Genomic DNA, 17,699 nt, shown 5'->3' with positions numbered 1-17,699 from the left:
CACCGGCGCCTTAAGAAATGCCCGCGCCCGGCGGCGGATTTCCCTCTTGGCGCTGCTTGCCGCCCGGACGGCGCAACCGTAAGCGCGCAGACGAACCACGGATCGCCGGACGCCGGATCGCGGGCAGCCGCCGGTTGGCGCGGCGCTGAGCACGCCGCTCGGCGGGCTTGTGCTGCCAGGTCTCCGGCCGCGCGGCCACCCACCGCTGGGAATGCCAGGCGAACGGAATATGCCCCAGATACAACGCGACCATGACCAGCAGCAGCACGATCGGGTAGGTGATCAGTGCCGCCGCGGCCAGCGCCACCAGCACCAACAACCCGGCCGCCGCCTGCGGCGCCACCGACACCGACTTCATGGCGAGCGTCGGAATCGTGCTGACGCACAACGCCGCCGCGAAAACCGTCCACGCCGCGACCTCGTAGTAGCCGACCCACCAGCCGTCGCCGAACTGCACGAACAGCGCCACCGGCACCATGGCGATCAGCGCGCCCGCCGGAGCGGGCACGCCGACGAAGTACTCCCGTGCCCACTCCGGCCTGGTGTCGTCGTCCATCAGAGTGTTGAATCGGGCCAGACGCAGCACGATGCTCACCGCGAAAAGCAGCGAGACGATCCACCCCGCGCTGTTGCTGTTGAGCAGCGTCACGTAGAGCACGAGCGCTGGGGCGACGCCGAAGGAAATGGCATCCGACAGCGAATCGAGCTCGGCGCCCATCTTGGTGGTGGCGTCGAGCATCCTGGCCAGGCGGCCGTCGAGGGTGTCCAGCACGGCCGCGGCGCCGATCATCGCCAGCGCGATGTCGAGCTTGCCGTCGAGGCCGAACTTCACCGCCGATAGTCCCGCACACAGCGCGAGGATTGTCACGATGCTCGGCAGCAGCCGAATCGTCCTGCGCCGCCGCCGCCGCTGTGTGGGTACCGCGGCTTCCATCACGACTCGGTTGACGCGAGCACGGCGAGCACGGTCTCGCCGCCGATGGTGCGCTGGCCTGGCTCCACGAGCAGCTCGGTGCCCGGCGGGAAGTATGTGTCGACCCGGGAGCCGAAGCGGATCAGACCGTAGGTGTCGCCGATCGTGAGCACGTCACCGACCTGGGCGTCGCAGACGATCCGGCGGGCCAGCAGCCCAGCTATCTGCACGACGACGACCTGCTGTCCGCCGGACGTTTCCAGCACCATGCTGTTGCGCTCGTTCACCGAACTGGCCTCGGGCAGGTCTGCCGAGCGGAACTGGCCGGGCTGATGCAGCACCGTGCGCACGATGCCGGAGGCCGGCGTGCGCTGCACGTGCACGTCCAGCACGGAGAGGAAAATGCTGACCCTGGGCAACGGCTGGTCGCCGAGGCCCAACTCCGCGGGCGGAGCGGCGGTGTCGACGAGGGCTATCTCACCGTCAGCGGGGGCGACCACGACACCGACGCGATTCGGCGGCACCCGGTTCGGATGCCGGAAGAACGTCGCACAGGCCGCCGCGGCCAGCAGTCCCGTCCGGCGCACCCACTTGCGTCTGCCGCCGGCGACGGCGACGGCGAGCGGGACGGCGACGAACGGAAGCCCGGCGGGATGCAAGGGGGGAATCGCGTTGCGGACCAGGTCGGCGACGTGGCCGACCCCGGTGCGTTCAGGCGTGCCGGGCGGGGTGGGACGGCGGGCCACAGGCTCCTCTTTCGTGCTCGATGCAGACAGGTTGCGCCCTCAACGATAAGACCGGCGCAAGCGTTCACACCTTACGGGAAAGGAACCTGTGGCACCGGCCCTCAGGACCTGACTCTACGCCCGGTCACCAGCTTCACCAGGAACAACAGAATCACCGCGCCGCCGAGGCAGGTGAAGAAGCTGAACCAGAGGCCGGCGCCCTCGACGTCGACGCCCAGCACCTTCAGAAGGAACCCGCCGAGTAGGCCACCGATGACGCCGACAAGGATGTTGAGCAGGATGCCCTGCTGGGCGTCCGTCTTCATGAGCTTGCTGGCTATCCATCCGGCAAGACCGCCGATGATGATCCATCCGATTATCCCGAGTCCGAGCATGGTGTCCTCGAATCACTAGTTGGGTCCACGCCGCAAGTGCATCGACGTGCTTTCGAGGGGATACCCGCCGATTGTGAGAATACGCGCGCCATGTGAGCGACTATCGGGCTAATATGAGGAGGCCTCATGTCTACGCCCGCGCAAGCCATGGCTGATGAGGGACCGATTTCGATGCTTCGGGGACAACCCGGCGGCGCCGCCGCAGGTACATAGGAGACGCAGATGGCTGCTCGAATCGCCCAGACCACCGGGGCAGCGCACACGGCGATCCTCGGGCTCGGCGTATACCGCCCTGCTCGAGTAGTCACCAACGACGAGGTGGCTGGTCCGATCGACTCGAGCGACGAGTGGATTCGGACCAGGTCGGGGATCAAAACCCGCCGCTTCGCCGACGAATCGGAGACGCTGCACAGTATGAGCGTCGCGGCCGCCCGCGGAGCGCTGGAATCGTCGGGCATCGCGGTCGACCAAGTCGATTGCGTGATCGTTGCTACGTCGACGCATCTCTTGCTGACGCCCGCCGCCGCCCCGCAAATCGCGACCGAGCTCGGCATGAACGGCGCCGCGGCCTTCGACATCTCGGCGGGATGCGCGGGCTTCTGCCACTCGCTCGCGCTCGCCTCCGATCTGGTCCGGGCGGGGACCGCCGCGCATGTGCTGGTGGTCGGCGTGGAGAAACTGACGAACACGATCAACCCGGCCGACCGTTCCACCGCCTTCCTCTTCGCCGACGGCGCGGGCGCGGTGATCGTCGGCCCCTCCGATGAGCAGGGCATCGGCCCGACCGTGTGGGGCTCGGACGGCACCCAGCACCACGCGATCCGGCAGGACAAGGACTGGATGGAGTACTTCCACGAGATCGATGAAAAGGGCCTCGACGCGGTGCGGCCTTACCTGACCATGGAGGGCACGGCGGTGTTCCGTTGGGCCGCGCACTCGCTGGAGAAGGTGTGCCGCGACGCGATCGACCGCGCCGGACTGTCCACCGAAGACTTGGACGCGATGATCCCGCACCAGGCCAACGGCCGCATCATCGAGATCATGGCAAGGGTGCTGAAGCTACCCAAGGACTGCGCACTGGCCAACGACATCGAGGAGGCGGGCAACACCTCGGCCGCCTCGATTCCGCTTGCTATGGAGGCGCTGCTGCGCAAGGGCGAGTCGAAGCCGGGCGACCGGGCGCTGCTCATCGCGTTCGGGGCGGGTCTGTCCTACGCGGCGCAGGTCGTGATCCTGCCGAACTGGCAGTAGGGGCTCAGCACCACCTACCCCGCGCGCGCCTTCACGTCGGCGGAGGCGCGCGCCGTTGCAGGCTATTCCGCAGGGTGGGGCTACACGCGGGCTTCCACGGCATTCTTGATCTTGCCGAGCGTCTCGTTCATGCCGCACACCAGCGCCTCCTCGAAGGGGTGTTCGCCACCGAGCGCCGCCTTGATCGCGCGGCGGGAGAACCAGGTGGTGCCGTTGGGCACATCCCGCCGCTCGATCAGCAGGGTGCCCGTCTCGGTCCGCTCCAGTGTGTAGCTCCAGACGCTGCGGTTCTCGTTGATCCGGAACGCAAGCGCCTGGTTCGGCTCGTAGCGCACGATGCGGGCGGTGGTCGGCCAATACTTCTTGCCGTCTCGATTCAGGTTGATCGTCCAGGTGCCTGCCTTGGGTGCGCCGAGCGCCACCATGCGGACGCACTGCGGACTGAACTCGGACATCCGCCTGAGGTCGGAGACCACCGCCCACACTCGCTCCGGCGGCGCGGAGATTTCGATGGTGGCTTCGAGATTCTTCGGCAACACTGCCTCCGGGATACATGCGACGGACCGACGGATGTCCGTCCGACCGCGTTCGACGGGTCACACACATTTTAATCGGGGCGACGGTTACTTCTTGATCGCGAAGACAGTTGCATCACATTTCTGCTCGTTGCGCACCGCGATGTAATGGTCGGCGCAGACTTGCGGATAGATGAAGCATCAGACACTGCCTCCGACTTTTCGGCGTCCCAACGTGAGGTGAATCGGCCGTGAAACTGCGCTCCCTCTTACATCGTCGGCATGCGGACCCGGTTCCGCTGCTTCCCGCTATCGAACCCGAGGACGGGCACACCGCCCGAGGCACATCGTCTTCGCTACGCAGCACTCGGACGGCCGCCAAGGAAGAATTACTGGAGCGACTGCTCACTCCGACCGAACTCGACCTCGTCCTACACCGCCGATTCTGAGCCCTCAGCGAACGACCACGACAGACCGCGTGCCGAGGCTCCATACTCGTCAGGTGACTTCTCCCGCCACTCCGAAACCGGCCATCCTGAGCGTCGATGACGATCCAGGCGTTTCCCGGGCGGTTGTACGCGATCTGCGCCGCCGTTATGGCGCCGACTACCGGATTCTGCGCGCGGAATCGGGCGCGCAGGCGCTCGACGCGCTTCGGGAGATGAAACTGCGCGGCCAACCGGTCGCGGTATTGATCGCCGACTACCGGATGCCGGGCATGGACGGCATCGAATTCCTGGAGCAGGCAATAGACCTGCACCCGTACGCGCGCCGCGTATTGCTGACCGCTTACGCCGACACCAACGCGGCGATCGACGCGATCAACGTGGTCGACCTGGACCATTACCTGCTCAAGCCGTGGGACCCGCCGGAGGAGAAGCTCTACCCCGTACTGGACGGCCTGCTGGACGCCTGGCGCAGCAGCGAGCACCGGCCGGTGACCGAGACCAAAGTGGTCGGCAACCGTTGGTCGCCGCGCTCGTCCCAGGTGCGCGAGTTCCTGGCCCGCAACCAGCTGCCCTACCGCTGGTACCTGGCCGACGAGCCCGAGGGCGCGCGCCTGCTGGAGGCGGCAGGAGCCGATCCCGAGCGCTGTCCGGTGGTGATCACCGCGGCGGGCGAGACGCTGGTGCAACCCACTGATGGCGAGCTGGCCGAGAACGTCGGTCTCACCGTCAATCCCGCGGGCGAGTTCTACGACTTGATCGTGGTCGGCGGCGGCCCCGCCGGTCTGGGCGCCGCGGTGTACGGCGCGTCCGAGGGCCTGCGCACCGTGCTGGTCGAGCGGACCGCGACCGGCGGCCAGGCCGGACAGAGCTCGCGCATCGAGAATTACCTCGGCTTCCCCGACGGCTTGTCCGGAGCGCAGCTGGCCGACCGGGCGCGCCGTCAGGCCGCGAAGTTCGGCGCCGAGGTGATCACCACCCGCGAGGTGGTCGGGCTGGAGGTGAACGGGTCCGCGCGCACCGTGCGCTTCGCCGACGGCGGCAGGCTGTGCGCGCATACCGTGATCATCGCTACCGGCGTGGACTACCGCCGCCACCCGGCGCCAGGCGTCGACGACTTCACCGGACGCGGCGTTTACTACGGCTCGGCGATGACCGAGGCCTCCGAGTGCGCCGGCCACGAGGTCTACATCGTCGGCGGCGCGAATTCGGCGGGCCAGGCAGCGGTGTTCCTTTCCCGCAAAGCACGCACAGTACACCTGGTCGTCCGGGCGGACTCGCTGGAGCAGTCCATGTCGCATTACTTGGTCCAGCAGATCGCGCAGATACCGAATATCGCGGTGCACACCGACACCGAAGTGACCGCCGCCGACGGAGACGACCATCTGCAGCTGATCGTGCTGCGTAACAAGAAGACCGGCGCGGAGGAGAAGGCCGAGGCCGAGCGCCTGTTCCTGTTCATCGGCGCCGCACCGCAGACCGATTGGCTCGAGGGTGTGGTCACGCGCGACGACGCGGGCTACGTGCTCGCGGGCCCGGACCTGCTCGTCGACGGCGGGCGCCCGGCCGGCTGGGAATTGCCCCGTCCGCCGCACCATCTGGAAACGAGCGTGCCCGGCGTGTTCGTGGCAGGCGACGTGCACGCCGAATCGGCCAAGCGCGTCGCCTCCGCGGTCGGCGAAGGCGCGATGGCCGTCATGCTCGTGCACCGGTACCTCGCGTGATCAGGAGACTCAATGACTTCGAATCAGACCGCGGATCGCAGCAGCCGAGTTGTCTGCGACCCCGCTGAACTACGCGCCCTGTTCCTGTTCGAGAAGCTCACCGACGAGCAGTTGGAATGGCTGTGCGCCGACGGCCGGATCGAAACCATCGAGCCAGGACTGGTTTTCCGCGAAGGCGAACCGGCCACCTGCTTCTACGTGCTGATGGACGGCGAGGTGGTGCTCACCAAACAGTCCGGCGGCGCCGAGATCGAGCTGGTCCGCACCGAGCACCACGGCGCCTACTCCGGCGCCTGGATGTCCTACATCGGCGACAAGGTCGAGCAGAAGTACAGCGGCTCGATGCATGTGACGAGGCCGTCACGGTTCTACGTGCTCGACGCGGAGATCTTCGCCCGGATGATGCGCGAGTGGTTCCCGATGGCGGTGCACCTGCTGGAGGGCGTGTTCTTCGGTAGCCGGAACACCAACGCGCGCATCGGCGAGCGCGAACGGCTGCTCGCACTCGGTTCACTCTCCGCGGGCCTCACCCACGAACTGAACAACCCGGCCGCCGCCGCGGTGCGCGCCACCTCGGGTCTGCGCGAGCGGGTCGCGGGGATGCGGCACAAGCTGGCGATGATGGCCGACGGCAAGTTCGATCCGGATTCCCTCGGTGCCCTCGTGCGTCTGCAGGAGGAGGCCGCCGCCCAGGTCGCGAAGGCGCCGGAGCTCACGCCGATGGAGGCCGCCGACCGCGAGGACGTGCTCGGCGAATGGCTCGAGGACCACGGCATCCTCGATGGCTGGAATCTCGCGCCGAACTTCGTGCAGGCCGGGTTCGACGCGGACTGGCTCGAGCGTGTGGCGGCCACTCTGGAGGGCGCTCCGGAACAGGTTTTCCAGGGCGCGATCCGCTGGCTGAACTACACCATCGAGACCGAGCTGCTGATGAATGAGATCGCCGACTCGACCACGCGCATCTCCTCGCTGGTCAACGCGGCAAAGCAATATTCGCAGATGGACCGGGCACCGTTCCAAGTGGTCGACATCCACGAGCTGCTGGACAGCACGCTGGTCATGCTCAGCCGCAAGATCGGCGACGAGGTACAGGTAGTCAAGGAGTACGACCGGACGCTGCCGCAAGTGCCCTGCTACGCGGCCGAACTGAACCAGGTGTGGACCAATCTGATCGACAACGCGGTGTACGCGATGAATGGAAACGGCACGTTGACCATCCGCACCAGGCACGAGAAGGACTGCGCCGTCGTGGAGATCGGCGACACGGGGCCGGGCATCCCGCCGGAGGACCGCAGCCGGATCTTCGAACCGTTCTTCACGACCAAACCGATGGGCGAGGGCACCGGGCTCGGCCTGGACATCTCGTTCCGGATCGTGGTGAACAAGCACAACGGCGACATCCGGGTGGACTCCGAGCCGGGCGACACCAGGTTCACCGTCTGGCTGCCACTGCACCGGCCCGAGAAGAATCAGGCGGAACCGGACTCGAACGCAGGAGGGTAGTGATGACAGAGCAGCTCGAGGGCATCGATCCCGCGGCCCCACCCAGCGGTCCCGGTTGCCTGGAATGCGAAGCGAACCGGGGTTGGTGGGTCCACCTGCGTCGCTGTGCCCAGTGCGGGCACGTCGGCTGTTGCGACACCTCGCCCGCACAGCATGCCACCAAGCACGCGAAAGACACCGGCCACCCGTTCATCCAGAGCTTCGAGCCGGGCGAGAACTGGTACTACAACTTCCGTACCGAAGAAATGTACGGTAGCGGACCGGAGTTGGCCCCGCCGCACAGCCACCCGGCGGATCAAGGCGTCCCTGGCCCCCACGACCGGGTTCCCGCGGACTGGCAGGCACACATCCACTGATCCGAACCGACCCGGTACGCTGCACCGAACGCGCCGGAGGCTCCGGCACATCGATCCACCCGGGAAAGCACGGTATGAAGCGAACTTCCGCCATCGTCCTGGCCGTCGGGACGGTGGGTTTCCTGCTGGTAGGTTGCGGCGGGCAGGACGAGTCCACCGTGAACGGACTACCCAACGACTCGTCGAGTACCAGCACCACCACCCCCGCCACGCACACGACCGGTGCTCCCGTGGCAGCGGCGCCGAGCACCGACGCGGACACGCCGACCACCACGGCGAAGCAGAACGATTCCTCGCTCGGCCCCGCGTCGAGCACCACCTGCGGCGAGTTCAAAAAACTGGACACCGAGGGTGAGAAGACGCTGATCGAGCAGATCCTCGCGGAGAACCCGGGCGGTCCGTTCGAGGGCAGCCCGAACGTCGCCCTCGGCACCGCCAAGCTGGTCTGCCTGTCGCCGAGCGTGGCGGACACGTCGGTCGCCGTAGCCGCCGGAATCGTGAAGAAGTAGCCGAGCGGTAGACGCTCCCGCCCGATAGCCACAGACGTCGTATCGGATACCGCGGTCCGGTGACCGACCGCCGCATCGCGCGGCAGAATGGCACAGTGGCAGAACTTGCGCTCACCGCTCGACTGAATCCTTCCGCGGCCGACGCCCGGCGCGGTGTGGTGCGGTTACATCCGGAGGCGCTCACCGCGCTCGGACTGCGAGAGTGGGACGGGATCGCGCTGATGGGGTCGCGGCGCACGGCCGCGGTAGCCGGTGTCGCACCGAAGGGAACGCCCGCCGGGATCGCCCTGCTCGATGACGTGACGCTGTCGAACGCTGGGCTGCGCGAGGACGCGACGGTGGTGGTCGCCCCGGCGACGGTGTACGGCGCCAAACAGATCTCGCTGAGCGGTTCGGTGCACGCGACACGCACCATTCCGGCCGCGACACTGCGTCAGGCGCTGCTCGGCAAGGTCGTCACGGTGGGCGACGCGGTCTCGCTGCTTCCCCGCGACCTCGGCCCCGACATCAGCTCCTCGGCGGCTACCCAGGCGCTCTCGCGCACCTTCGGCATCGCGTGGACCACCGAGTTGCTCACCGTCACCGCCACCGATCCGCGCGGACCGGTGAGTGTGCAGCCGAACACCGCGGTCGTCTGGGGCGCGGGCGTGGTCGCCGCCCGGACCGCCGCCGACCTGGCGCTGGCCGGAACTCCGATTCCAGTGGGTGAGTCCTCGCGTGGCGCCACCGAGGCCGCCGCGTTGGAGACGGCCGCGGGAACGAATGGCGCACCGGCGGGCAGACATGCGCCGACCAGGGACACGCCGAGCATCACGGTCGAGGATTTGGTGGGTGTACGCGCGCATGCCGCGAAGCTCGGCGAATGGCTCAGCCTCGCGCTGGATGAACCTGAGCTGTTGCGAACGCTGGGTGCGACACCGCATCTCGGCGTGCTGATCACCGGACCCGCGGGCGTCGGCAAGGCCACGCTGGCGCGGGCCGTCGCAGCGCCGCGCCGCATCGTCGAACTGGACGGCCCGACCATCGGCGCGGCCGAGAGCGGCGCGCGGCTGCGCGAAGTGGCCCAGGGGGTGGCCGACGTCAGCTCCGGCCAGGGTGGCATTCTGCTCATCACCGACATCGACGCGTTGCTACCCGAGGACGCCGAGCCGGTTGCCACCCTCATCCTCGACCAGCTGCGGGCCGCGGTCGGCGAGCCGTCCGTCGCCTTCCTGGCGACTACGGCGCACCCGGCCGGGATCGACGCGCGGCTGCGGGCACCCGACGTGTGCGACCGCGAGATAACGCTACCGCTGCCCATCGCCGCCGTGCGCAAAGCACTGCTGGAGCAACTGCTACGCAGAGTGCCGACCGGGGAGCTGAAACTCGACGAAGTCGTCGCGCGCACACCAGGATTCGTAGCATCCGATCTTGCCGCCCTGTGCCGGGAGGCGGCGCTGCGCGCGGCGTCGCGGGCCAGCAAAGACCACGGCGATCCCCAGCTCACCCAGTCGGATCTCCTCGGCGCGCTCGAGGTGATCCGGCCGCTGTCGCGTTCGGGCATGGAGGAGCTCGCCATCGGCAGTCTCGCGCTCGACGACGTCGGCGACATGGTGGAGACCAAGCAGGCACTCACCGAATCGGTGTTGTGGCCGCTGCGCCATCCGGATTCGTTCGCCCGCCTCGGCATCGACCCGCCGCGCGGCGTGCTGCTCTACGGTCCGCCCGGCTGCGGCAAAACCTTCCTGGTGCGTGCGCTGGCGGGCAGCGGCCAGCTCAGCGTGCATGCGGTGAAGGGCGCCGAGCTGCTGGACAAGTGGGTCGGCTCTTCGGAGCGAGCGGTGCGCGAATTGTTCCAGCGCGCCCGCGATTCCGCGCCGTCGCTGATCTTCCTGGACGAGGTGGACGCGCTGGCTCCGCGCCGCGGCCAGAGCGCCGACTCCGGCGTCGGCGACCGAGTGGTCGCCGCACTGCTCACCGAACTCGACGGTATAGAGCCGCTGCGCGACGTGGTGGTGCTCGGCGCGACCAACCGGCCGGAGCTGATCGACCCGGCGCTGCTGCGGCCCGGCAGGCTGGAGCGGCTGGTCTTCGTGCCGCCGCCGGGCGCGGCCGCGCGGCACGACATCCTGCGCACGGCGGGCCGCGCAGTGCCGCTGTCCGACGACGTCGACCTCGCCGCGCTCGCGCGCGAACTGGACGGCTATTCGGCCGCCGACTGCACCGCGCTGCTGCGCGAGTCAGCGCTCGCCGCGATGCGGCGGGACATGGACGCCGCCGACGTCACCGCGGCCGACGTGGCGGCCGCCAAGGCGGCGGTACGGCCCTCGCTCGACCCGCTCCAGATCGATGCGCTGCGCCGCTACGCGGAGACGCGCGGACAGGCGGCAGGCAACGAAGGCCGCTACCTCTAGCGACCGTTGGACAACTTCTGGTAAACGGGAATGCGCGGCATTTTCGCGCTCTCGATATGCATTAGCGAATAGATGGCAATCGCCAGTTTTGCGCGATGAACGCAGGTATCTTCGACAACCGTGCGCAGGATCGGCGAGACGATCGACGCGACAACGGCCTTCATCGGAGCCGCCGTCGCGGGCATCACACTGTTCCTGCCCGTCGCCTTCACAGCCCCGACTCCGATGACGGACCAGCGGATTTCCGGCCTGATGAACAGCGGGGCACGCGGTGCCGCGCTGGCCATGATCATCGCCGTCACGGTATCCGTGCTGATCACCACCACCACCCGGCCGGTGACCGGGTGGGCGACGGCACTGGCGGGCGCGGTCGGGCAGCTGATCAATCACTTCGCCGGACGCCATGCTTCCTCGGCCGACGTGCTCACCACGGAGAACTACATCGACTCGGTGTGTGGCGCGGTGCTGCTCGGCGCGCTGGGCGCGGTGGCGCTGCGCAGGCCGCTGCCCGCCGCGGCGTTCGCGGTGGGCAGCGTCGCATTCTTCATCTACGACGATCTCGCGGAGCTACTCGATACCGATGCGGACCCGTCCGTGGTGCTGGAGACCCCACCGCACTGGTTGATCGGAGTGACTGTCGCCCTGCTGCTGCTCAGCACCCTGCGCAATTGGTCGCAGCTGGAGGAGCAGAAGACGCCGCGGATGGCGATCGCGCTGCCGGTGACCCCGATCCTCGCGGGCATGGTGCTCGCGCCGGTCGTGCTGGCGGGCACCGAATGGCTGGGTCGCCAGTTCAGCAAGATGCCTGACGAGGGCCACCCCGTCGAAATCGGGATAACAGTGGCCGCGATACTCGCCGCCGCCACCGCCGCCGCGATGCTGCTGCCCGGCCGGGACGGTATCGCCGTGTATCTGGCCGTGAGCCTCATCACCGCCGTGGACGCGGTGGGCTACGCGGTCCAGCCGGGTTGGGTTGTGTGCGTCCTCATCGCGCTGAACGCTCTCGGCGTCGCCGTCGGGGCTCGGCTGCCCTCGACAGCCATCGCCATCCTGCTCGTCGCGGGCATCTCGGTCTTCGCGCTGGTCACGTCTACGGAGGCGAACCGAGTCGGCTCCGCGACGATCAGCGCTGTCATCGCATTGACGGCGGGCTACTGCTGCGGCACCGCGCGGCCGCACTATGGGCCGAGCGGAGTGCTGGCGATTGCCGTACTCTACCTTCCCTCGGTCACCTCCGTGCTGCCGAACAAGGTCGAGGACCACGTGCCGGTCCAAGACACGACACCAGGGTGGGCCGCACTCGCCATCGTCATCGGTTGCGCGGTCGGACTCGCCACGCTGCTCAGGCTGAGACCGCGCACCAAGAGGCTCGAGAAAAGGCAACCCGAGAGCGAATCGGTAGCGGACATATAGCTTCGATGGAAGCGGATGGCCTACGCCATACTCACCTGTCCGGCGAAAAAACCCAGCCTCCACGTAGGATTGTGCCGAACACCCCGCCGCCCCTACTCGACGGAGTGCAGTTTGCTCGCTATTCTGTTCGCTCTTGCCGCGACCGCCGTGGTGGCGCCGCTGTGGGTGCGGGCACTGGGGCGCAACGCTTTCTACGTGCTCGCGTTGGTCCCGCTCGGCTGCCTGGGCTGGGTGATCGCCAATTGGCTTACCCCACAGCGTGTTCGGCTGACATGGGCGCCGAGCATCGCGATGAACATCGATCTGCGCTTCGACTCGCTCGCCGCCGTGATGTGCGCGCTGATACTCGGCATCGGCACGCTGATCCTGGTGTACTGCGCCAGGTACTTCGAGAACGAGGAGCCCCGACTCGGTGTGTTCGCCGCCGAGCTGGTCGGCTTCGCCTGCGCCATGTTCGGGCTGGTCACCAGCGACAACATGCTGCTGCTCTTCGTCTTCTGGGAAGCGACGACGGTGCTGTCGTTTCTGCTGGTCGGTCACAACGCCGAGCAGGCGGCCAGCCGCAGAGCCGCGATCCAGGCCCTGCTGGTGACCGCTGCCGGCGGGCTCGCGATGCTGGTCGGCATCGTCATTCTGGGCGAGGCGAACGACAGCTACCTGCTGTCGGATCTGCTGGCCGAGGCACACCCGCCGAGCGGGATCGCCGTGAATATCGCCGTGGCGCTGCTGCTGGTCGGCGCGCTGAGCAAATCCGCGGCGGTGCCACTGCATTTCTGGTTGCCGGGCGCGATGGCCGCGCCGACGCCGGTAAGCGCGTACCTGCATGCCGCGGCGATGGTGAAGGCCGGTGTGTACCTGGTCGCCCGGCTCGCGCCGGTGTTCGCGGAGAACCCGGTGTGGCATCCGCTGGTGCTCACCCTCGGCCTGGCCTCGATGCTGCTGGCCGGTCTGCGGTCGCTGCAGGTCGTCGATCTGAAACTGGTGCTGGCGTTCGGCACGGTGAGCCAGCTCGGGTTTCTGATCGTGCTGGTCGGGATCGGCACGCCGGGCGCAGCGCTGGCCGGGGTGACGATGATCGTCGCGCACGCGCTGTTCAAGGGGTGTCTGTTCATGGTGGTCGGCATCATCGATCACGGTGCGGGCACCCGCGATCTGCGGCGGCTGTCCGGACTGGGGCGCCGAGCCCCGGTGCTGTGCGGCACCGCGGTCCTCGCCACGCTCAGCATGGCCGGTATTCCGCCGCTGCTCGGCTTCGTCGGCAAGGAAAGCGCGCTGAGCGCCGTCCTCGACGCGGACGTGCTCACCGGAGCGTCCCGCGTCGCGGTAGCCGTCGGCGTGGTGCTCGGTTCGATGCTGACGGTCGGCTACAGCGTTCGGTTCGTGTGGGGTGCCTTCGCGGACAAGAAGGCCTCGGGAGAGCCCGCTCCGGTCGCCCACCACCCGAGCGAGCAGCCGGATGCCATGAGCACCACTGCCGACGTCCGCGTCGGCTGGCTGCCGCCGGGCGCCCTGTTCCTCGGGCCGCCCGCGATTCTGGCGGTCGCGGGTCTCGCGGCGGGACTCATGACGTCCCAGCTGGACAGAGCGCTCGCCCCGTACGCCGAAACGCTTGCCGGACCGCTGGTTTCACATCTAGCACTGTGGCACGGGTTTACCGCTCCGCTGGCGCTGACGGTGCTGATCATCGCCGCGGGCATCCTGCTGTACCGGCTGCGCGACCGTCTCGTGGAATCGGCGCACCCACGCCTTGGCAACGCCGACCGAGCCTACGACGCCACATTGCGCGCGATGGACCGGCTGTCGCTGCGGATGACCGCCGCCGTGCAGCGCGGCTCGCTGCCGCTGACCCAGGCGACGATTCTCGTCACCCTGATCGTCCTGCCGAGCGTGCTGCTCGCGCTCGGCAACCGCACCGGAGTCACACTGCGCCTGTGGGATTCACCGCTGCAGGTGGTTGTCGGCGCGATCATGGCGGCGACGGCGCTCGCCGCGACGGTGTTTCGCAATCGGCTGGCGAGCGTGCTGGTCGTCGGGGTCACCGGCTACGGGTGCGGCGTGATCTTCGCGCTGCACGGCGCACCCGACCTGGCGCTGACCCAATTCCTTGTGGAGACACTGACTCTGGTGATCTTTGTACTGGTGCTTCGCGCCTTCCCCGCGACGATCGAGGAGAGCAGGACAACCGCGCTCGAGGTGCGCCGGGCCGTTCTGGCCGCGGTGGTCGGCACAGTGGTCGCGGTGCTCGCCGCGTTCGCCGTCGCCGCGCGCACCGCCGAACCGATCTGGCACCGGATCCCCGATGCCGCATACCGATTCGGAGGCGGTAAGAACGCGGTGAACGTGCTGCTGGTCGACCTTCGTGCCTGGGACACGCTCGGCGAGATCTCGGTGCTGGTCGTCGCCGCGACCGGCGTGGCATCGCTGGTGTTCCGCAGCAGGCGTTTCGGCAGCGCGCCGCGCGCGACGGATTCCCCCGACTACGATCCCGATCTGGTGAGCTGGCTGCCCGCGGGGCGGCTGGTCGACCGGGCCGAGCGCTCGATGGTCCTGCAAATCACCACCCGACTGGTCTTCCCGACCATCATGGTCCTGTCGGTCTACTTCTTCTTCTCCGGCCACAACGCGCCCGGCGGCGGTTTCGCGGGCGGGCTCGCCGCCGGCCTGGCGCTGACGCTGCGGTATCTCGCGGGCGGGCGCTACGAACTGGGCGAGGCGCTACCCGTCGACGCCGGGCACATCCTGGGCACGGGCCTGTCCTTGGCCGCAGGAACCGCCGTCTCGTCGCTGCTGCTCGGAGCACCACCGCTGTCCTCGGCGATCGTCGAGGTGACGCTGCCGGTGATCGGTCACGTCAAGCTGGTCACCTCCCTCTTCTTCGACCTCGGCGTGTATCTCATCGTCGTCGGCCTGGTCCTCGACGTGCTGCGCAGCCTCGGCGCGCGGCTGGACAGCGAACTGGACGAGACCGAACCGACCTCGATGCAGCGGGGTTCCAGCAAATGAGTGCGAACCTGACGCTGCTGGTGGTGATCGGCATCCTGGTCGCCTGCGGGGTGTACCTGATCCTGGAACGCGCCGTTTCGAAGATGCTGCTCGGCTTGATCCTGTTCGGCAACGCGGTGAACCTGCTGATCCTCACCGCGGGCGGTGCCGACGGCAAGCCCCCCATTCGGGGCGAGGCCGACGCCGCGCACCAAGAGATGGCCGATCCACTGGCCCAGGCCATGGTGCTCACCGCGATCGTGATCACCATGGGCATCGCGGCATTCGTGCTCGCGCTGGCCTACCGCTCCTACATGCTCACCACGACCGAAGACGTGGCCAACGACCAGGAGGACGTCGACGTCGCCCGGCGACGCGCCGGAGAGGACCCGGAAACGTGAGCCTGTCCCCCGGTCTACTGCCCATCCTCGCACCGCTTCCGGTGCTCGTCCCGCTGCTCGGCGCCGCAGCCACGCTGGTCTTCGGGCGCAGGCCACGCACCCAGAGCGCGATCAGTCTCGGCGCGCTCGCCTGCGTGGTGGTGATCTGCGGTCTGCTGCTGTTTCTCGTCGACCGGGACGGCACCACCGCGCTGCAGGTCGGCCACTGGGAGACTCCGATCGGCATCACGCTGGTGGTGGACCGGCTCTCCGCCGCGATGCTGCTCGTCTCGTCCATCGTGCTGTTGTCGGTCTCGCTGTACGGCGCGGGCCAGAACATCCGCGACGGCGGCGTGCGGCAGCCGACCTCCATCTACCGGCCCACATATCTCGTGCTGACGGCGGGTGTTTCGATGGCCTTCCTGGCCGGTGACCTGTTCAACCTGTTCGTCGGCTTCGAGATTCTGCTCGCCGCCTCGTTCGTGCTGCTCACCGTCGGTGCGACGGCGGAACGCATCCGCGCCGGCGTGTCGTACGTGATGGTCTCGACAGTCTCTTCGCTGATCTTCCTGACCGGTATCGGACTGGCCTACGCGGCCACCGGAACGCTGAATCTCGCCCAGCTCGCCATCCGGATCGGCGCGGTCCCCGAGGGCACGCGAACAGCGATCTACGCGGTGCTGCTGGTGGCGTTCGGCGTCAAGGCGGCGGTCTTCCCGCTGTCGAACTGGCTTCCCGACTCCTATCCGACCGCCCCCGCTCCGGTCACCGCGGTGTTCGCCGGCCTGCTCACCAAAGTCGGTGTGTACGCGATCATCCGGACACACTCGCTGCTGTTTCCCGCCGGCGGCTTCGACTCGGTGCTGCTGGTGTGCGGCCTCCTCACCATGCTGGTCGGCATCCTCGGCGCGATCGCGCAGAGCGACATCCGCCGCCTGCTGTCGTTCACGCTGGTCAGCCACATCGGATACATGGTGTTCGGGGTCGGGCTCGCGAATACGGCCGGGCTGTCGGGCGCGGTGTTCTACGTGGCGCACCACATTTTGGTGCAGACATCGCTGTTCCTTGTCGTCGGTCTGATCGAGCGGCAGGCCGGATCGACCTCGCTGCGCAGACTCGGCGGGCTCGCGGCGGCGAGCCCGCTGCTGGCCGTGCTGTTCCTGATTCCCGCGCTGAATCTGGGTGGCATTCCGCCGTTCTCGGGGTTCATCGGCAAGGTCGCGCTGCTGCAGGCGGGCGCCGAGCAGGGCAGCGCGCTGGCCTGGGTGCTGGTCGGCGGTTCCGTGCTCACCAGCCTGCTCACGCTCTATGCCATCGCACGAGTGTGGAGCAAGGCGTTCTGGCGCCCGCGCTCGGAGGCACCCGAAGGGCACCTCACCGCGGCGAAACCGCCCACACTGATCGAGGATTCGACCGACGTGCTGTACGACGAACGCACCGACCCCGGCCGGATGCCGCTGCTGATGGTGGTGTCCACCGCGGCGCTGGTCGCGGTCGGTCTGAGCCTCACGGTGCTGGCCGGTCCGATCCTCGGTATCACCGACCGAGCCGCGGTCGATCTGCGCGACCCCGGCGTCTACATCGGCGCGGTGCTCGGTGATTCGCCGGACGGCCTGGGAGCGTCGCGATGAGCAGCGGGCAGCCGCGCGGTGTGCGGCGCGACACCATCGTGCGGGTCGGCATCCTGGCCTGGCTCACCGTGGTCTACGTCGCGCTGTGGGGTGATCTCAGCACGGCGAATCTGCTGGCCGGGGTGGTGGTCGGTGCACTGATCATGGTGGCGCTGTCGCTTCCCAGGGTGCCGGTGTCCGGGCGACTGCATCCGCTTCCGCTCGTCGAAGTGGTCGTGATCAGCGCGTACTACGCGCTGGAGTCGAGTCTCCAGGTGGCCTGGTTCGCGATCCGCCCGGCCCCGCCGCCGGTATCGGGGGTGCTGCGGGTGTACCTGAGCACGAGATCGGATCTCGTGCTCGTGCTCTGCACCGACGTGCTCAACCTGATCCCTGGCACCATGGTGCTGGAAATCGATCGCAGGCGCTGTGTCGTCTACGTCCATGTGCTCGACGTCGGCAGCGACGCGGCCGTCGACAAGTTCTATCGCACCACCCGCCGCCTGGAACGACTGCTGGTCGACGCGCTCGAGCGCCCGACCGGCCGGCGTTCCGCCCACCGACATCACCTCCGGAGGTGACAC

17 protein-coding genes are annotated in these 17,699 nt (G+C 68.2%); 12 read left to right on the top strand and 5 right to left on the bottom strand.

Annotation, left to right across the window (positions count from 1 at the left end):
* Window positions 1-10: 10 nt before the first annotated feature.
* From AB0H00_RS02830 to AB0H00_RS02820, 3 genes are all read right to left on the bottom strand, one after another.
* Complete coding sequence (locus AB0H00_RS02830) at window positions 11-934, bottom strand: phosphatidylcholine/phosphatidylserine synthase (RefSeq protein ID WP_357259717.1); 924 nt, start codon at window positions 932-934, stop codon at window positions 11-13.
* Complete coding sequence (locus AB0H00_RS02825) at window positions 934-1,659, bottom strand: phosphatidylserine decarboxylase (RefSeq protein WP_357259715.1); 726 nt, start codon at window positions 1,657-1,659, stop codon at window positions 934-936. The genes AB0H00_RS02830 and AB0H00_RS02825 overlap by 1 nt, the downstream gene beginning before the upstream one ends.
* Before the next feature lie 101 nt (window positions 1,660-1,760).
* Window positions 1,761-2,033, bottom strand: a complete 273-nt coding sequence (locus tag AB0H00_RS02820) for a GlsB/YeaQ/YmgE family stress response membrane protein (RefSeq protein WP_357259713.1) — start codon at window positions 2,031-2,033, stop codon at window positions 1,761-1,763.
* Window positions 2,034-2,255: 222 nt separating this feature from the next.
* Between AB0H00_RS02820 and AB0H00_RS02815 the strand changes: the two genes are divergently transcribed.
* Complete coding sequence (locus AB0H00_RS02815) at window positions 2,256-3,284, top strand: beta-ketoacyl-ACP synthase III (protein WP_357259711.1); 1,029 nt, start codon at window positions 2,256-2,258, stop codon at window positions 3,282-3,284.
* 80 nt (window positions 3,285-3,364) lie between these two features.
* On the opposite strand, the gene AB0H00_RS02810 is transcribed toward AB0H00_RS02815, so the two are convergent.
* Entirely contained in the window at window positions 3,365-3,820 is a 456-nt protein-coding gene (locus tag AB0H00_RS02810) for an SRPBCC family protein (protein WP_357259708.1), read from the bottom strand.
* A gap of 230 nt (window positions 3,821-4,050) precedes the next feature.
* Here AB0H00_RS02810 and AB0H00_RS02805 point away from each other — a divergent pair, with 230 nt between their 5' ends.
* From AB0H00_RS02805 to AB0H00_RS02780, 6 genes are all read left to right on the top strand, one after another.
* A complete protein-coding gene (locus AB0H00_RS02805; RefSeq protein ID WP_357259706.1) occupies window positions 4,051-4,248 on the top strand; it encodes a hypothetical protein in 198 nt (65 codons plus the stop codon).
* Window positions 4,249-4,301: 53 nt separating this feature from the next.
* Window positions 4,302-5,969, top strand: coding sequence for an FAD-dependent oxidoreductase (locus AB0H00_RS02800; protein ID WP_357259703.1), 1,668 nt, complete (start codon window positions 4,302-4,304; stop codon window positions 5,967-5,969).
* 12 nt (window positions 5,970-5,981) lie between these two features.
* Window positions 5,982-7,472 carry an ATP-binding protein gene (locus AB0H00_RS02795; protein ID WP_357259700.1) on the top strand — a complete coding sequence of 497 codons (1,491 nt, stop codon included), beginning with the start codon at window positions 5,982-5,984 and terminating at the stop codon, window positions 7,470-7,472.
* A 2-nt stretch (window positions 7,473-7,474) separates the two neighbouring features.
* A complete protein-coding gene (locus AB0H00_RS02790; RefSeq protein WP_357259697.1) occupies window positions 7,475-7,828 on the top strand; it encodes a UBP-type zinc finger domain-containing protein in 354 nt (117 codons plus the stop codon).
* Window positions 7,829-7,902: 74 nt separating this feature from the next.
* The gene (locus AB0H00_RS02785) at window positions 7,903-8,337 is read left to right on the top strand and encodes a hypothetical protein (RefSeq protein WP_357259695.1); all 435 of its coding nucleotides are present in this window, start codon (window positions 7,903-7,905) and stop codon (window positions 8,335-8,337) included.
* Window positions 8,338-8,432: 95 nt separating this feature from the next.
* Window positions 8,433-10,730, top strand: a complete 2,298-nt coding sequence (locus AB0H00_RS02780) for an AAA family ATPase (protein WP_357259692.1) — start codon at window positions 8,433-8,435, stop codon at window positions 10,728-10,730.
* On the opposite strand, the gene AB0H00_RS02775 is transcribed toward AB0H00_RS02780, so the two are convergent.
* Entirely contained in the window at window positions 10,727-11,023 is a 297-nt protein-coding gene (locus AB0H00_RS02775; protein WP_357259689.1) for a hypothetical protein, read from the bottom strand. The two genes, AB0H00_RS02780 and AB0H00_RS02775, sit on opposite strands and share 4 nt — an antisense overlap.
* Here AB0H00_RS02775 and AB0H00_RS02770 point away from each other — a divergent pair.
* The 5 genes from AB0H00_RS02770 to AB0H00_RS02750 all read left to right on the top strand — a co-directional run bounded on the left by AB0H00_RS02770 (window position 11,016) and on the right by AB0H00_RS02750 (window position 17,696).
* Window positions 11,016-12,143, top strand: a complete 1,128-nt coding sequence (locus tag AB0H00_RS02770) for a hypothetical protein (protein WP_357259687.1) — start codon at window positions 11,016-11,018, stop codon at window positions 12,141-12,143. The two genes, AB0H00_RS02775 and AB0H00_RS02770, sit on opposite strands and share 8 nt — an antisense overlap.
* A gap of 111 nt (window positions 12,144-12,254) precedes the next feature.
* Window positions 12,255-15,146, top strand: coding sequence for a Na+/H+ antiporter subunit A (locus AB0H00_RS02765; protein WP_357259684.1), 2,892 nt, complete (start codon window positions 12,255-12,257; stop codon window positions 15,144-15,146).
* On the top strand, window positions 15,143-15,526 hold the full coding sequence (locus AB0H00_RS02760) for a Na(+)/H(+) antiporter subunit C (protein WP_357259681.1): 384 nt from the start codon (window positions 15,143-15,145) through the stop codon (window positions 15,524-15,526). The genes AB0H00_RS02765 and AB0H00_RS02760 overlap by 4 nt, the downstream gene beginning before the upstream one ends.
* Window positions 15,523-17,136 (top strand): Na+/H+ antiporter subunit D, encoded by a 1,614-nt coding sequence (locus AB0H00_RS02755; protein ID WP_357259678.1) that lies wholly within the window; start codon window positions 15,523-15,525, stop codon window positions 17,134-17,136. Before AB0H00_RS02760 ends, AB0H00_RS02755 begins: the two co-directional genes overlap by 4 nt.
* On the top strand, window positions 17,133-17,696 hold the full coding sequence (locus AB0H00_RS02750) for a Na+/H+ antiporter subunit E (protein WP_357259675.1): 564 nt from the start codon (window positions 17,133-17,135) through the stop codon (window positions 17,694-17,696). Before AB0H00_RS02755 ends, AB0H00_RS02750 begins: the two co-directional genes overlap by 4 nt.
* Window positions 17,697-17,699: the final 3 nt, after the last annotated feature.

The sequence above is a fragment of the Nocardia sp. NPDC023852 genome, assembly GCF_040639505.1.
GTDB lineage: Bacteria > Actinomycetota > Actinomycetes > Mycobacteriales > Mycobacteriaceae > Nocardia.
Note: the sequence above shows the minus strand (reverse complement) of the source record. Positions and strands in the feature narration are given on the sequence as shown.

Coding starts and splice junctions, on each gene's coding strand:
- AB0H00_RS02815 (WP_357259711.1), top strand. CDS start 2,256: ATGGCTGCTCGAATCGCCCAGACCACCGGGGCAGCGCACACGGCGATC.
- AB0H00_RS02820 (WP_357259713.1), bottom strand. CDS start 2,033: ATGCTCGGACTCGGGATAATCGGATGGATCATCATCGGCGGTCTTGCC.
- AB0H00_RS02770 (WP_357259687.1), top strand. CDS start 11,016: ATGATCATCGCCGTCACGGTATCCGTGCTGATCACCACCACCACCCGG.
- AB0H00_RS02775 (WP_357259689.1), bottom strand. CDS start 11,023: ATGATCATGGCCAGCGCGGCACCGCGTGCCCCGCTGTTCATCAGGCCG.
- AB0H00_RS02785 (WP_357259695.1), top strand. CDS start 7,903: ATGAAGCGAACTTCCGCCATCGTCCTGGCCGTCGGGACGGTGGGTTTC.
- AB0H00_RS02830 (WP_357259717.1), bottom strand. CDS start 934: ATGGAAGCCGCGGTACCCACACAGCGGCGGCGGCGGCGCAGGACGATT.
- AB0H00_RS02795 (WP_357259700.1), top strand. CDS start 5,982: ATGACTTCGAATCAGACCGCGGATCGCAGCAGCCGAGTTGTCTGCGAC.
- AB0H00_RS02790 (WP_357259697.1), top strand. CDS start 7,475: ATGACAGAGCAGCTCGAGGGCATCGATCCCGCGGCCCCACCCAGCGGT.
- AB0H00_RS02750 (WP_357259675.1), top strand. CDS start 17,133: ATGAGCAGCGGGCAGCCGCGCGGTGTGCGGCGCGACACCATCGTGCGG.
- AB0H00_RS02760 (WP_357259681.1), top strand. CDS start 15,143: ATGAGTGCGAACCTGACGCTGCTGGTGGTGATCGGCATCCTGGTCGCC.